We start from the raw sequence: 15,048 nt of genomic DNA, 5'->3' as shown, positions 1-15,048 counted from the left end.
TAATTTTAGAAATTCTTAAAACATTTCTTTTGAAAAAACTAGTTTTACCGCTGAGCCTTATGGTTCCCATGTTAGTGTTCTCTCAGACAAAAAAGAAGGATACTGCAAAATACAGAGATATTGAGGAAGTTGTGTTCCAGAAAAAAGTCGTTGGTAAAACCAGTGATCTCAGTACTGTAAAAATCTCAGCCAAAGATGCTAAGAATGTTGCAAGTATTTCGGGAGGAATAGAAGGAATTCTGAAAACCTTACCTTCCGTAAACTCCAATACAGAGCTTTCTTCACAATATATGGTTCGTGGTGGAAACTATGATGAAAACCTTATCTATATTAATGATATTGAAATCTACAGGCCCTTTTTGATCAGAAACTCTCAACAGGAAGGGTTAAGTATCATCAATCCCGATATGGTTTCAACAGTTAATTTTTCTGCAGGAGGTTTTGAACCCCGATATGGAGATAAGATGTCCTCTGCACTGAATATTTATTACCGGGAACCTGAGAAATTTGAACTGTCCGGGGAAGCAAGTTTGATCGGAGGCAGACTAACGACCGGTCTGGCTTCAAAAAATAAAAAGCTGACTGCTTTATTTTCCGGCCGGTATAGAAATACCAATCTGGTTCTGAATACCTTGAAAGAAGATACCAATTTTAATCCTACCTATTGGGATTTTCAATCGTATATCAATTATCATTTCAATCCTAAGCTTAGCCTTTCATTTGTAGGATATTATTCCAAGAATGATTATGAAATGATTCCTAAAGAAAGGAGTGTGGATTTCGGAACGCTCCAGAGGCCTCTTAATCTGACTGTTTTTTATGCAGGAAAAGAAAATGACCAGTATAAAAACATGATGGGAACACTTTCGATGAATTTCAAGCCATCGGAAAAGTGGAGGTTTACATTAGATGCTTTTGCCTATCAAAACAGGGAGCGAGAATATTATTCTATTCAATCCCAATATATATTACAAACATTTGATCCGATCACCGGAGCACCTATAACGACCTATGATACTGGAGGACAGATAGACCATGCAAGGAATGATCTTTTCGTAAGAACCTACGGAGCTCAGTTCAGAGGACGTTTTTCTCCGAATGTGAATACTGATATCGAAGTAGGGTTTAAATATGAAAAAGAAAACCTCAAGGATCTTACCAATGAATGGAAATTAATTGACTCTGCCGGCTACAGTATCCCAAGACCTATAGATGATCCAAGATTCGGAACACCGGGAGATCTTAAATTATTATACAGAATAGCAGGGCAGAATGCTATTGAGCCCACACGGTTATCTGCCTATGCACAGTATTCCCAGAAATTTTATTGGGGAACCAATAAGGTTTTCATCAACGCCGGAGCAAGGGTTGCCCATTGGAGCTTTAATAATGAAACCATTTTCTCGCCCCGCGTTCAGTTTGCTGTAAAACCTGACTGGGATACGGATATGTTATTCAGGCTTTCGGGAGGGATATACTATCAGGCACCTTTTTACAAAGAGATTAAGGATCTGGATGGGAATTTCAATAACACCATCAAATCCCAGCGTTCCATACAGTTGATTCTGGCAAATGATTATGAGTTCCAGATGTATGATCGTCCGTTTAAATTGACTACAGAAGCTTATTATAAAAAGATGGATGATCTTATTCCATACTACATGGATAATGTAAGGATCCGTTATTCAGGGAAAAATAATGCTTCCGGATATGCCTATGGGCTTGATGCCAGGTTATTCGGAGAATTTGTTCCCGGAATTGATTCATGGCTGTCTGCAAGTTATGCGAGGGTATATGAAAATATCGATGGGAGAGGGAATATTCCCCGACCTACCGATCAGAGGTTAAGATTTGCGATGTTCTATCAGGATTATATGCCTCAATTTCCTTCAATGAGAGTAAATCTTACTTTAACCTATGCAATGGGATTACCGACAGGATCGCCAATCATATTGGATCAGAACGGTGCACCAGACGTGAATGCCCCTTATAGATATCAGAGTACCTTACCATCTTATAAAAGAGTGGATATAGGACTATCCAAAGTATTCATTGATTCAAAAGATAAAAAACAGACATATGGTTTCTGGGGTAATTTTGAGGAGCTTACTTTAGGAGTACAGGTATTCAATGCATTTAACATTCGGAATACGGTAGCCAATCAATGGATTACCGACGCGAATACCAATCTGATGTATCCGGTACCGGTACGTCTGACCGGAAGATTTTTCAATGTAAAACTTGAATTTAAGCTTAAATAAGATTTTCCCTGAGATGACCGTCTGATCATTAAAAACGGTTAATCTGAAATAGATAAAATATAAAAAAGCTTCTGAAGATTTCAGAAGCTTTTTATTTCCCGAATTTTATAACAACGTTACATAATTTTATAACAACAAAATCAAAGATATTTTTACCTTTGCTTCAACATATGAAAAAGATTCTGGCCATAGTGTTTTCTATTTTCTACTTCGGATTTTCTTCCGGAGCTGTTTTTAGGGTGCATTATTGTATGGAAGAGCTGGTTTCTGTAAGCCGGAAAACCGATGACATATGCTCTAAATGTGGTGTTAAGTCCAAAAAGGACTGCTGCAAGACAGAAATTAAGGTTTTAAAAGTTGATGATTCGCAAAAGTCAGATTTTTTGAAAATCAAATTACTGAAAGCGATTCCAAGGCTTCAAAGTGACGAAACTTTTTATGCAGACCAATCTTTTTCAGCTGAAAAATTTTCGCAAACCACTGTCAATCCACCACCTGAGAGGAGTTCAGTTCCTATTTTTATTGAACATTGTAATTTCAGAATTTAAAATTTAATCTTTCGTCCAATGGTTTTTATTGGATGAACAAGATGATTATCACCATTTGTGATATTCCAGGACCTTATTAATATTAAAATTTTCAATTCTAAATTTAAAACAATGAAAAAGTATATCATTACAGCAGTACTTTCTATATTCTCAGTACTGTCTTTATCTGCACAGTCACAATCCAACCCTCAGGTTTCAAAATTATACCAGGATTATATTTCTGTTAAAACAGCTTTAACAACGGACGATGCTGATAAAACATCAAAAGCCGCCGCAGAATTCGTTAAGACAGCTGCTGCAATAGATCCTAAAGTTATTTCATCAACTCATTTGTCTGCCCTGAAAAAGAATGCCGGTACTATTTCCGGAACCAAAAGTATAGATACCCAAAGAGAGGCCTTTCTGAATCTTTCAAAAGATATGATCGCGCTGACAAAGCAGTTCAAACTATCCGGAAAACCTGTTTTTGTAATGTATTGTCCTATGGCTGACGGAAGCTGGCTAAGTAATGAAAAGCAGGTTGTAAATCCTTACTACGGAAGTAAAATGCTTTCATGTGGGAGTGTAAAGTCGGAAATTAAATAAAGACCTTAACTGTCTTTAAGATAATTGATTGTATAGTTTTATTTAAAGTGTAATTTAATTAAAGCTATACATTTTTTTTTATTCTGTTTACTGACTTAGCGGAAGAAGATTGTTGACTCTATAATGGTTATAGCTCCAGATATACCAGTTTTTCAATCAGTTTTTTATTGGTACTTTCAGGGATTTGCCTCATTAAAAAGTTCCTGAATCCTGTGCCATATTTCCACAGAGATATTTTTCCAATCATCCGGCTGGTATTGACAACATAGTCTACTTTTTTTTCTCCTTATTTTTTTGAAAATTTTCGAAGACCCGGTTAAAATCTTTATTCTCTACGAGCAATTTTCCGATGATATAAGCATCTTCTATGGCCTGGCATGCACCCTGCCCCATATTAGGAGTTGTTGCGTGCGCGGCATCACCTATCAGGCATAAATTGTCAGAATACCATTCAGGTATGGGAGAGAGGTCTGTAATATCATTTAAAATGATATCCCCGGGAGAAGTTGCTTGTAGGATTTTTGTTACCAATGGATTGAAATCACTGAAAACAGAACAGAGATCAATATCCGGTTTAAAGCTTTTATCACTTATTACGGCATACCAATATACTTTTGTAGCTGACATCTTTACAAAACCGAAACGTTTACCTTTTCCCCACATTTCCAGAGCTTCATGATGGTACTCTTCCGGGAGATCGTAGTTAACGATGCCCCGCCAGCACTTTTGTCCTGTATTTCTGATGGTTCCTGTTTTTAAGATCTGATTCCTAACTTTGGATTTTATTCCATCCGCTCCAAAAACAACCATGCTTTCTACGGCTGTTCTGTTTTCAAAGTGTAACGTATAGTTATCATTTTTTTCTATACTTTGTAGATTATGACTTAGCTGAATGTTTTCGAAACCTATGTTTTCAGCAAGGATTTTTTGCAGCTCCGCCCTATGAATGGCTACATTGGAGACATTCAACTTTCTTTCAAGATCTGAACTATGTGTTCTTGAAATAGATCGAAATGAACCGTCAGTAATAGAGATCCCATGAATTTTATTCCCTGCATTTTCAACTTTTTCTTTTAGATTTAGTTGTTCAAATACCTTCATCGCATTCATGGCCATCATAATTCCTGATCCCACTGGCTTAATTTCAGGAGCTGACTCATATAATGTAACATCCAGCTGATGTTGTTTAAGGATATTGCCAAGGGTGAGACCTCCGATTCCGGCTCCGATAATTGAAATTGAATTCATATCAGCTTGATTATCTGCTTACAGGGTTAAAATATAATTTTCGGAAACTTTTCTAAAACCATATTTTTCAAAAAAATGATGAGCTCCTTTATTATCAATACCACTTTCCAAAAGGAGAAAGCTGATATTCCACTTACCGGATTCTTCGATCGCACTTTCCAGGAGGGTACTTCCGATAGATTGCCCGCGGTAAGACTGATCTAAGAGCATGTCTTCTAGCACTGCATAATTTTTAAAACCACTGTAAATCACATTAAAAACCAGCATCCCAATGATTTCTTTTTCAGCGTTTTCTGCAATTAAAATCCTGACCGTTGATGCAGAAGGACTTCCAGCATTAAAATCACTGTTAAACTGCTCTGTTAGAATGGATTCAAGATCAGCACTCCATTCTTCCGAACTTTCTGCTCTTCCTGAAATTATTTCTCCATGTGAAATGTATGACTTTGTTTTATGGGTAATAAAAAAGTCAACAAGTTCTTTAATCCGGCTTTTATCAGTAAGCCATTGAGTGGTATATTGCATCATTTGGATTTTTATTGTATTCTGAATTATTTCAGGTTTTTCAGCTCCTTTAATAGCGTATTTTGCTTATTAATGAATATGTTCAGTTGGTCTGTTTTCAGAGGATGAGCCTGCTGGTATTTTTCAATTTCAGGAAGTGTCTTTCTGATCTTAAAAGCGGTGTAAAGATCATTCATTTTCTTTTCATTGACATCGATCTGACTAATAAGATCCTTTATGTTTTTGACCTTTAAAGAATATTGATCAGAGCTTGCTTTGATAGATTTGGTTAGTTCGTTTTTCAGAATGGAATCGCTTATTGCATCAGTATGGTACTGAGCATCATGGTAGTATGATTCAGATTTGTCAAGGATTTCTTTATACTTAAAAATAACTTGAATGGCTTCCCTGTTGGCATCGTTTATTTTATCATCCAGTACTTTCAGATTGTTGTCACTCTTAATCAATTCAGAGTAAATCTGGTCGATCATATCACCACCCCGACCACTTTTAAAAGATCCTGAAACAGAAGATTCTGCATGATCCACTAAATTATCTGCAATAGGTGCATTCTCCGAATTATTTTCTTTGCAGGAGATTAGTAAGGCAACAAGGGATATGATGTAAAGTATTTTTTTCATGTGTTGTTTTTTTCAGTTGATATTTGTTGACTACAGAATTTTTCCGAAGATCTGATTATTTAATTTGATTAGTTGAATATATATTTTGTATTGTTACAAACATTGAATTTATAAAATGGAATTGATATCAAATCCTTTATTTTTAAAATTTATGAAAATTTTAAAGTCCTGATTTAAAATTCCGCGGTTGAAGTAGCCTTTTATCCTGAGGCTTTCGCCGGCTTTTGATTGAGATTAAAAAAATCTCGATCATAAATACAAAGATAAAAAAAGCGGAGTCTGAAAATCAAACTCCGCTGCTAATTGTTTAGGCTAAATTATTTACCCAGGTAAGATTTTAAAATCTTACTTCTTGTATTATGTTTTAGTCTCTTGATCGCCTTTTCTTTGATCTGACGAACTCTTTCTCTCGTCAGGTCAAAAGTCTCACCAATTTCTTCTAAAGTCATTGGATGTTTTCCGTTTAATCCGAAGTATAATCTTACAAGATCCGCTTCTCTTGGAGTTAAAGTGTTCAATGCTCTTTCAATTTCAATTTGAAGAGATTCAAGCATTAAATCTTTATCCGGGCTTGGAGATTCTCCGGAACGCAATACATCGTAAAGATTAGAATCTTCACCTTCTACTAAAGGTGCATCCATAGACAGGTGTCTACCGGAGTTTTTCATAGATTCTTTAATATCCTCTTCGCTCATATCAAGAACTTCAGCCAATTCTTCCGGAGAAGGTGGTCTTTCATTTTCCTGTTCAAGGTGAGCGTATGCTTTATTGATTTTGTTAATTGAGCCAATCTTGTTTAGTGGCAATCTTACAATCCTTGACTGTTCTGCCAAAGCCTGTAAAATTGATTGACGAATCCACCAAACTGCGTAAGAGATAAATTTGAAACCTCTGGTCTCATCATATCTTTTTGCAGCTTTCATTAATCCTAAATTACCTTCATTGATCAAATCGGGTAAAGAAAGTCCCTGGTTTTGGTATTGTTTAGATACAGAAACTACGAAACGAAGGTTGGCTTTGATTAATTTCTCCAGTGCGGCTCTGTCACCTGCACGTATTTTTTGTGCCAAATCTACTTCTTCGTCTGCAGTAATCAATTCTACCTTACCAATTTCCTGCAAATACTTGTCTAATGAAGCAGTTTCCCTGTTGGTTACCTGCTTAGTAATTTTTAACTGTCTCATTTATTTTATCCTCAAACTAGAGTTACTATATATTATACGCTTGAAGAGGTCAAAAGGTTACACCAGTTTTAATTTTTTTTTAAACATAAACTGAATTTTGCGCAAACAAAAAGGCGAAACCGAAGTTTCGCCCTATCTTTTTAATCGTTGAAATTTTTAGAATCACACTTTAGAGGTTAGATGTTGAACAAAAATATAATTCAACATACAACCCTGAGTTCTATCACGATCAATCTTATTAAAACAGGTCGTTCAACAATTTGGCCAGTCTTAAACCTCCGTAAAGAAGTTGTCTTTCCAGAGTATCGTTAAACTTATACTGGTAGTCAAATGATAATTTGGATCCATCCGGTGTTTGCGCATATATTTTATTGGCAATTTTATGCGAATCGTACAACCAGTCTTCTAATGTCCCGTACTGAATTTGTTTCACTTCATCCTTTGATTTGATATCCAGTAATCTTGAATATTCTGTATAGCTGTATTTTTGGGAATCAACCAATTTTCCGTCCCAGACAGAGTGCAGGTTGGTTTTTTCTCCGAAATAAGTAACATTAATCTTGTTGCCTCCCAGATCTTCCGCTCTTCCAACGTGTAAAGGCTGTGCTAAATCTCCCATAATATGGATCAGGAAAATCAGTGCAATTTTTCTATCTTTCTCAGGGGTTTTTTCATCTTTTACCTGTGCAGATAACGTATTTACCTGAGAATAAAGGCTTGGTCCCGCCTGTGCTTTTAAATTTTGCTCAAAGGTTTTAAAATCAGTCTGCGGATCAATATTTACATAATGCCATGCTGAAGCCTGCTTCCATACCCCTGTTGTATCCGATTTAATAAAGTCCGGCCAGTTAGCCCAATAGGCCAGGCGTTCCTTGCCCATAATTTTTCTGATTTCTCTTCTTGCCTTTCCGGAAAGATGATTCTCTGCGATTTCTGCAATAATTCTGTGTCCCGTTAATCCCCACGCAAATGAATAAAGAGAAGAGGAAATGAATGCTAAAATTAAAATTTTAGAATAAATACTTTTCATTGTAAATAACATTTTCAATCTGCAAAGATAACTTAGCTTTTGGTAATAAGGCGTAAAAAAGTGAATTTCTTATTATTATAATAAGGTTAATAAAATTTAATCATATTCATGGATTAAACCATGTTCCAATTAACAGGTAGCTACGTATTCTTTTATTTTATATTTTTTATCCGGAACCCGCTTTGATTATACAAAATTTTTATATTTTTACTGCTGTTATCGATAGTATTGTCGTAGAAATATAAAAATTGAATAATATTTTTTTTTCATTGCGATGAGATATATTATCTTTACAGGCCATAATCACAGGAAACACTATGTATGAGAATAATATTGTAGATATGCATTACAATAAGCTGCAGACAGATTTTAAAGCAGAGTCTGTAGCCGTCAATCTTTTGAAATATCACAGGAGTGTAAGCAATATTTTCATTGACCGTATCGGCATCAATGACAGGGCTTATCTTAAAGATATCAAAAGTATTTCAAGTAATTATCTGGGATTTGATGAAGAAGTATTTACGATAGAAACTTACAGGGAAGGGATATACGACTATCTTCCGGAAGGTTTGTTTCATCCTCCTTCATTAAGCACCTCAAGAAAGAATGTAGAAAGCGTTGTTAAGGAGATCCGCAAACAAAAAAGGATTGAGGAAGACGCGCGCAAATTTTTTCGCCCATTTGAATTAGAAATCTTTTTTACCGAAATCAGTGCTCTGTCTAAGGAGTTTGACTTTGATGTATCAAGCGATACCGATACACTGCTTGAAACGATCAGTGACCTGTGGCCTATTGTAAGACATCTGGATACAAAGAATGCCTATATCTTTATGCATATTTTACCTTTTTTCCATAACATCCGTGGAGATAAAAGGTGGTTTGAAAGATGCCTGACCGCCTTCCTTCAGGTACCGGTAGAAGTTACCTTCACTCCTAATGTTATCGAGGATATAGAGGAAAATGACGACTCTATGCTTTTAGGGAATTCTCGATTGGGAGTTACTTATATTCCCAGTGGCAGGCATATGGACGGACAGCGTAACTGGGTTGTGAATATAGGACCCATTCCGTACGAAAAAATGAAAATGTATATTCCCGGAAATCCATTCAGAAAAGTTCTCCAGGCGTTATACGATTATTTTCTTCCTGTAACGGTAGATGTAGTGGAAAATTTTATCACCGAAAAACAGGAATATTCATTTAAGCTGGAAGATGATGAAAGAAATGCAAACCGCCTTGGATACTCTACATTTCTGTAAAATAATTTAGCTATATTTACAAGCACCAATACATTATAAATTTGAAAAACAACCAATGGAAATTTCTTCAGTAAAGGGAATCTTTTTAAGATATATTTTAATGCCTTTAATAGCAGTAATCATGATGGTTATACTCGGTGTAATCAGAAGAAATAAACCTGCAATTAAAATTAAGGTCATTATTATTTATGTGCTGCTATGCAGTTTATGTTTGGCTTTGCCCGGCTTTTTTGGGTTTGCCGGAAATCTATTTAACCCGTATTGGTATCTTATAGCACAAATCATTTACCTTATTTTTGGAATTATCCATGTTAATCTATTGGATAAATATTTCAAAAAACACATTGACTCATTGCCGATGAGCATTTTATTTGAGTCCATACTTTCATTAACGTGTATTGCTTTCGGAGGATATCTTTTTGTATTGCTGTTCAAATGGATGAGTGTGGGAACCGGTAATGCGGTAATGTCTGCAACGAGTGTTATCATATTTCTTGTTCCGATGGTGTTTCACTATTGCTATGTTCAGTTTATCAGTATTCCGGTGGATATTTATAAAACATGGCGTTATTCTCCAGAGCAGAGGCTTCCGGATTTTGAAGGCGCGGATTTTGATAGACTTATGGTATTGAATGTGGAATTGAGTAAAAACTTAGAAGATTCCAACAGGTTCAGAATTAAGGCTAAGACTTTGCCAACCGGAGTAACATTTGGAGACTGGTTTTATAGGGTAGTGGATGACTACAATCACAAAAATCCTAAATCGATCATTCACCTTACGGATGCAGACAGAGAATCTTATTACTGGATCTTTTATACTAAAAAATCATTTTTCAGCTTTAGAAAATATATTGATTTTAACCAGGATATTAATACAAACGGGATTTCTGAAAACGAAGTCGTAATTTGTAAGAGGGTTATTCAGCATGAAGAAGAAGGAATAACAAGAAAATCATAACCACACAAAATTTAAAAGTATTTAATATGATACAGCCTATTAAACATTTTGCAATCAATTGGGTTGACGGGATGAAAGTTTCCCAGAGACACCTGAATGATCAGGATAATTTTTTAATTGATACCATCAGGGATTCCAATTCATTGGGAATCACTCCTTATAATTACGGGCTTCTTCCTATCTCAAATGAATTTACAGATAAAACCATTTTTGATGTTCACAATACCGCGACGAATGATGTACAGCTGGTTATCAAACGTTGCAGTGCTGTAACACTGGCCGGATACAGAATGGAGCTGTCGGACAGGAGGGTAAGCGTAAAATCATTGGCGAAGTCCATGAATGAAGAACAGGCTGATGGAGAATATTATATTCTGATTTCAGTAAATCCATTTGATAAAGTACCTTTTGGAGATATCGATCCTGAAGAGATCCCTCCAAGACACCCAAATGCCCAGCCGAATTACCATATTGAACTTCTTCCTGTAACTTCGCTCAACAGCAGCTATTCCGGAGGAAATTATCTGATCGTGGGAAAGGTTGATCTTAAAGGTAATATTGCCCAGGTTAATTCCAATTTTATTCCGCCATGTACTTCTATTCAGAGCCATCCTGTTCTTATTGATTACTATGGCAGTTTTGCTAAATCTATTGGAAATCTACAGCAGTATGCGTTCAAGATCATTCAGAAAGCTTCTCATAAAAATCAGAATACGGCACTGGCACAAAACGTTAAGTTTTTGTGTAATGCTATGATCAATACGTTCGGGGATATGTATTTTCAGTTCAGAAATGTGATTCCCTGGCAACCACCGGTATTTTTAATTGATTCTTTCGCAAAGCTGGCGCTTCGTCTTTATAATTCTACCCAGGTTCTGGTTCCTGCCGAGCTGGAAGAAATGCTGAATTACAGTTTGGAATGGAGTGAAATTGCCCCTCATACGTTATTGAATCAGCTTTCTATTGTTGCTGAAACCAATTATGATCATCACAATTGTGGTGAGCCTTTGCTTTATATCCAGCAGATGCTTAGAAGTCTTGAAATTATTTTCTCTAAATTAAGTGAACTTGATTATATCGGTCAGAGAAAAGAAAATATCATCGTTAATGAACAGGAAGTTTCCAATAATGCTAATCCGAAAAGAGGATGGAGCGTATTGGATTAATTGATCCATATTAAATATTAAAATCCCGTTTTACGGGATTTTTTTTGATGAAACAAGCCCAGGCAACTTGCCTGGGCTTTTGCTATTTTTTATTCAGGAGATCTATTGTATGTTCTACATGACCTCCACCTTTCCATTCATCATGTCCCGGAATAACCATCGTTGCTCCGGCATACCTGGATTTTAATTTTGCCATTGTCTGAGGCCACGCTTTTACATTAGCTTCTCCGGTATATCCTAAATCTGCTGCCATTCTGCTTTTTACCAGACATCCTCCATCTAATATATGGTATTTGGGGAACCATACCACTACATTATCTGCAGTGTGTCCCTCTCCAAGAAAATCAACGATAAACTCTTCTCCTCCAATGCGATAGGGTTTTCCTGTTTTTATAATTTCAGTAGAGGTTGCTTTTCCATTCTTCTTTAAGATTTCGTTAGTTTTTTCCGTAGCATAGGTCTTGATGCCTTTGTTATTATAAAAACTGAGATCTCCTGCTCTGTCCTCATGGGAATGGGTGGCAAATACAGCAATAACAGGTAGATTATGACGCTTTTGTATTGTATCTATCAGGCTTTGATACTGTGTTTTCTGCCATGGAACATCAAATAAAACGACTCCTTTTTTAGTAATAAGATATACTGCGTTGGTAGAATATTCCTTGCCTCCAAATACTCCAAAAGTTTTGTAGATATACAAATTGGGCTTAATAGGTGGTTCTATTACAAAATCTCTTACCTGGGCATGGATGAACTGGCTTAGAAACACAATGGAAATAATCAGAAACTGACTTCTTTTTTTCATAATTTTTTAGAATAATAATTTAATGATACTGCTTTTAAGAAGAATAAAAGTTGAAGCAGAAAGATTTGCAAACCTAATTAAAATAAAAATATTGACCATTTGCTGAAGAAGGTTTAACCCTTTTTTAACGATTATCAGTCACCATCATTCTGTATGAGGTAAATACTTGCTCGCAAATTTATCTGCATGATAATGTTGTGAAATCTCCGTAGTGGTTTTGAAAAACCATTTTCACTTCGTCTGTGAAATTAACTTTGTTACTTTCAGGTAGGATTCCAGAGTAATGAGAAGAATATGATAAATAATTAAAGCAACATTGTTGCATTAATTAAAATTTTTATACTTTTGCCTTTGTTCACGAATAGGCTTTTTAATGTTTAGCCATAGCCTTTGATGATCATGGTTTAATACAATGTATATGAATTTCAGATTTATGCTGTCAGCATCCGGTATTTTTACTATTTCTATAGTAGGTGCCCAAAATGCACAATTAAAAGGAAGGGTACTTTATGAAAACGGAGACTTTCCGAATACCGAAGTAATACTCAAAGGAACAAAAGAAAAGACGGTAGCCGACAAAACCGGTAACTACATTATGAAAAATCTGGTTCCGGGTAGTTATCAGCTTGTTATTAAGGCGAAAGGGTATGAGGAAGTGCAGCAGGACATTTTTGTAGAGAAAGCTTCTACGTCTATTCCGGATATTTTATTGTTACGTAATAGCAATACAATTGATGAAGTGGTTATTACAGGGGTTTCAAAAGAAACTTTAATTAAGGAAAATCCTGTTGCAGTGATCAGTATTTCTTCTAAACAGATTGAAAAATCGGTAGCTACCAATATCATAAGTGCCCTTGTAAAATCTGCACCGGGAATGAGTGTGGTAGAAACGGGACCGAATGTTTCCAAACCTTTTATCAGGGGATTGGGTTATAACCGGGTTTTGACTTTGTATGACGGGGTACGCCAGGAAGGTCAGCAGTGGGGAGATGAGCATGGTATAGAGATCGGTCCCTATATGATTGAAAGGGCTGAAGTTATAAAAGGCCCTGCAAGCCTGATGTTTGGTTCTGATGCATTGGCCGGCGTTGTAAGTCTTTTTCCCTATATTCCAAATCTGGATGATGGAGTAGTACATGGTAAAATAACAAGTGAATACCAGGGAAATAATAATCTTATCGGGAACGGAATGCAGGTGGGATACAAAAAGAACTCTTTTATAGCAGCCTTAACCGGCTCTTACCGAATAGCTAAAAACTTTAGAAATTCTATTGATGGAAGGGTCTACAATACCAATTTTGAAGAAAAGAACTTGTCTTTTTTATTAGGATATAAAACAGACACCCGTTTTTCTAAGATCAATTTTACATTATATGATAATCTCCAGGGAATACCGGATGGTAGTCGAGATCCAAAAACCGGAAAATTTACTTATCAGGAAGGAGAGGGAGATGATGATGATATGGAAAAGAGACCTATTGTGCCGGAAAAAGAGCTTAACTCTTATGCTCTTTCTCCATTACACCAGAGAATTCAGCATTACAGGCTATATGCTCAACATACCGAACAGTTGGGAAAAGGTGATCTGGATATCCAGCTGGCATTACAACAAAATATCCGCCGTGAATACAATCATCCTACATTTCCCTCCCAGGCCGGGATGTATGTACGACTCAACACGTTAAATTATGGGGTACGCTATAATTTTCCAAAATTTTCGTCTTTTGAAATTTCTGCCGGAGTGAATGGTATGATGCAGAATAATACAAATAAATCAGCAACTGATTTTCCTATTCCGGACTATGATCTGCAGGAGGAAGGAGTTTATGCTTATGTAAAATGGAAATACAAAAGACTCAACATCAGTGGTGGTGCGCGGTATGATCTTCGGAATATTCGATGGAGTGACTTTTATATAGGAACAAATCCTATCACCCAATTTGAAGAACACGTCCCATCATCATCTGCCAGTGCCGAACTTCGATTTCCCTTGTATCATAAAACATTCGGCGGACTATCTGCCAGCATAGGATCAGCGTTTCAGTTAACGAAGCACATCAGTCTTAAAGCAAATATCGGAAGAAGCTACAGAGCTCCTAATATCACAGAAATAGGTTCCAATGGATTGGATCCGGGAGCTCATATTATTTACAAAGGAAACAGGAATTTTGATCCGGAGTTTTCATTACAGGAAGACTTGGGAGTCAGTACACGCTTTAAAGATTTTTCTGCAGACGTGAGTTTGTTTAACAATAATATTCAGAATTATATATATCTTTCATTGCTTATAGACAGTCAGGGAAATCCTCTCGTCGATTCCCAGGGAAACAAAACCTACCAATATCAGCAGGCTTCTGCCCAACTTTATGGTATGGAAGCATGGCTTTCTCTTCATCCTGAGAAGTGGAAGGGATTTAATTTTGAAACCAGTTTTTCGGTTATTTATGGATTCAACCGGGAAAAGATGTTTAAAAACCAGGGAATCAACGGCGAATATCTTCCATTGATCTCTCCGCTGAGATTATCAGGCAATATATCCCAGAAAATAGCTACAGGTTCCACAATTATTTCTTCGATTACTCCAATGGCAGAAATAGAATATTCAGCTGCGCAGAACAGATACCTTAACCTCAATGGTACTGAAACTGCAACATCTGACTATACCTTATGTAATATAGGAACGTCCATGGCTATCAACTATTCGGAAAATCATTCCGCAGTCCTCCAGTTTCAGGTGAATAATGTTTTTGACCGTGCCTATCAGTCGCATCTTAGCCGTTTGAAGTATTTAGGCAATATTTATAATATGGGAAGGAATGTATCTTTAAAACTTATTGTTCCTTTTTAAGGATATAAAAA

Annotated in this window: 13 protein-coding genes; 7 read left to right on the top strand and 6 right to left on the bottom strand. The window is 36.2% G+C overall.

The window, feature by feature from the left end:
• The first annotated feature begins 29 nt into the window (after positions 1–29).
• The 3 genes from ACJ5H0_RS03720 (at position 30) to ACJ5H0_RS03710 (ending at position 3,394) form a co-directional block, all read left to right on the top strand.
• Positions 30–2,261, top strand: coding sequence for a TonB-dependent receptor plug domain-containing protein (locus ACJ5H0_RS03720; RefSeq protein WP_172282460.1), 2,232 nt, complete (start codon positions 30–32; stop codon positions 2,259–2,261).
• Between the two features lie 170 nt (positions 2,262–2,431).
• Entirely contained in the window at positions 2,432–2,809 is a 378-nt protein-coding gene (locus ACJ5H0_RS03715; RefSeq protein ID WP_411247350.1) for an HYC_CC_PP family protein, read from the top strand.
• 111 nt (positions 2,810–2,920) lie between these two features.
• Positions 2,921–3,394 carry a DUF3347 domain-containing protein gene (locus ACJ5H0_RS03710; protein WP_345988139.1) on the top strand — a complete coding sequence of 158 codons (474 nt, stop codon included), beginning with the start codon at positions 2,921–2,923 and terminating at the stop codon, positions 3,392–3,394.
• Between the two features lie 270 nt (positions 3,395–3,664).
• Here ACJ5H0_RS03710 and ACJ5H0_RS03705 read toward each other — a convergent pair whose 3' ends face one another.
• The 5 genes from ACJ5H0_RS03705 to ACJ5H0_RS03685 all read right to left on the bottom strand — a co-directional run bounded on the left by ACJ5H0_RS03705 (position 3,665) and on the right by ACJ5H0_RS03685 (position 8,001).
• Positions 3,665–4,642, bottom strand: coding sequence for an FAD-dependent monooxygenase (locus ACJ5H0_RS03705; RefSeq protein WP_411247346.1), 978 nt, complete (start codon positions 4,640–4,642; stop codon positions 3,665–3,667).
• Between the two features lie 18 nt (positions 4,643–4,660).
• On the bottom strand, positions 4,661–5,170 hold the full coding sequence (locus ACJ5H0_RS03700; protein ID WP_273648139.1) for a GNAT family N-acetyltransferase: 510 nt from the start codon (positions 5,168–5,170) through the stop codon (positions 4,661–4,663).
• 23 nt (positions 5,171–5,193) lie between these two features.
• Positions 5,194–5,787, bottom strand: a complete 594-nt coding sequence (locus ACJ5H0_RS03695) for a hypothetical protein (protein WP_411247341.1) — start codon at positions 5,785–5,787, stop codon at positions 5,194–5,196.
• A gap of 317 nt (positions 5,788–6,104) precedes the next feature.
• The gene (locus ACJ5H0_RS03690; protein WP_055859010.1) at positions 6,105–6,971 is read right to left on the bottom strand and encodes a sigma-70 family RNA polymerase sigma factor; all 867 of its coding nucleotides are present in this window, start codon (positions 6,969–6,971) and stop codon (positions 6,105–6,107) included.
• Positions 6,972–7,209: 238 nt separating this feature from the next.
• Complete coding sequence (locus ACJ5H0_RS03685; RefSeq protein WP_273648137.1) at positions 7,210–8,001, bottom strand: S1/P1 nuclease; 792 nt, start codon at positions 7,999–8,001, stop codon at positions 7,210–7,212.
• A 317-nt stretch (positions 8,002–8,318) separates the two neighbouring features.
• Between ACJ5H0_RS03685 and ACJ5H0_RS03680 the strand changes: the two genes are divergently transcribed.
• Genes ACJ5H0_RS03680 through ACJ5H0_RS03670 form a run of 3 tightly spaced genes read left to right on the top strand, consistent with a single transcriptional unit; the run spans position 8,319 to position 11,384 of the window.
• Positions 8,319–9,260 (top strand): type VI secretion system baseplate subunit TssG, encoded by a 942-nt coding sequence (locus ACJ5H0_RS03680; protein ID WP_411247337.1) that lies wholly within the window; start codon positions 8,319–8,321, stop codon positions 9,258–9,260.
• A 55-nt stretch (positions 9,261–9,315) separates the two neighbouring features.
• Entirely contained in the window at positions 9,316–10,218 is a 903-nt protein-coding gene (locus ACJ5H0_RS03675) for a TssN family type VI secretion system protein (RefSeq protein ID WP_172282475.1), read from the top strand.
• A gap of 26 nt (positions 10,219–10,244) precedes the next feature.
• On the top strand, positions 10,245–11,384 hold the full coding sequence (locus ACJ5H0_RS03670; RefSeq protein WP_172282477.1) for a hypothetical protein: 1,140 nt from the start codon (positions 10,245–10,247) through the stop codon (positions 11,382–11,384).
• Between the two features lie 82 nt (positions 11,385–11,466).
• Here the strand turns inward: ACJ5H0_RS03670 and blaIND are convergent, their stop codons facing one another.
• The gene (gene blaIND, locus ACJ5H0_RS03665) at positions 11,467–12,189 is read right to left on the bottom strand and encodes an IND family subclass B1 metallo-beta-lactamase (protein ID WP_172282479.1); all 723 of its coding nucleotides are present in this window, start codon (positions 12,187–12,189) and stop codon (positions 11,467–11,469) included.
• A 418-nt stretch (positions 12,190–12,607) separates the two neighbouring features.
• Here blaIND and ACJ5H0_RS03660 point away from each other — a divergent pair, with 418 nt between their 5' ends.
• On the top strand, positions 12,608–15,037 hold the full coding sequence (locus tag ACJ5H0_RS03660; RefSeq protein ID WP_411247332.1) for a TonB-dependent receptor: 2,430 nt from the start codon (positions 12,608–12,610) through the stop codon (positions 15,035–15,037).
• The last annotated feature ends 11 nt before the right edge of the window (positions 15,038–15,048 follow it).

It is taken from the genome of Chryseobacterium proteolyticum (assembly GCF_046591535.1).
GTDB lineage: Bacteria > Bacteroidota > Bacteroidia > Flavobacteriales > Weeksellaceae > Chryseobacterium > Chryseobacterium proteolyticum.
Note: the sequence above shows the minus strand (reverse complement) of the source record. Positions and strands in the feature narration are given on the sequence as shown.

Bases quoted from the DNA above. Each gene is read 5' to 3' on its own strand.
- ACJ5H0_RS03680 (WP_411247337.1), top strand. From the start codon at position 8,319: ATGTATGAGAATAATATTGTAGATATGCATTACAATAAGCTGCAGACA.
- ACJ5H0_RS03705 (WP_411247346.1), bottom strand. From the start codon at position 4,642: ATGAATTCAATTTCAATTATCGGAGCCGGAATCGGAGGTCTCACCCTT.
- ACJ5H0_RS03670 (WP_172282477.1), top strand. From the start codon at position 10,245: ATGATACAGCCTATTAAACATTTTGCAATCAATTGGGTTGACGGGATG.
- ACJ5H0_RS03695 (WP_411247341.1), bottom strand. From the start codon at position 5,787: ATGAAAAAAATACTTTACATCATATCCCTTGTTGCCTTACTAATCTCC.
- ACJ5H0_RS03690 (WP_055859010.1), bottom strand. From the start codon at position 6,971: ATGAGACAGTTAAAAATTACTAAGCAGGTAACCAACAGGGAAACTGCT.
- ACJ5H0_RS03710 (WP_345988139.1), top strand. From the start codon at position 2,921: ATGAAAAAGTATATCATTACAGCAGTACTTTCTATATTCTCAGTACTG.
- ACJ5H0_RS03675 (WP_172282475.1), top strand. From the start codon at position 9,316: ATGGAAATTTCTTCAGTAAAGGGAATCTTTTTAAGATATATTTTAATG.
- ACJ5H0_RS03660 (WP_411247332.1), top strand. From the start codon at position 12,608: ATGAATTTCAGATTTATGCTGTCAGCATCCGGTATTTTTACTATTTCT.
- ACJ5H0_RS03715 (WP_411247350.1), top strand. From the start codon at position 2,432: ATGAAAAAGATTCTGGCCATAGTGTTTTCTATTTTCTACTTCGGATTT.
- ACJ5H0_RS03685 (WP_273648137.1), bottom strand. From the start codon at position 8,001: ATGAAAAGTATTTATTCTAAAATTTTAATTTTAGCATTCATTTCCTCT.
- blaIND (WP_172282479.1), bottom strand. From the start codon at position 12,189: ATGAAAAAAAGAAGTCAGTTTCTGATTATTTCCATTGTGTTTCTAAGC.
- ACJ5H0_RS03700 (WP_273648139.1), bottom strand. From the start codon at position 5,170: ATGATGCAATATACCACTCAATGGCTTACTGATAAAAGCCGGATTAAA.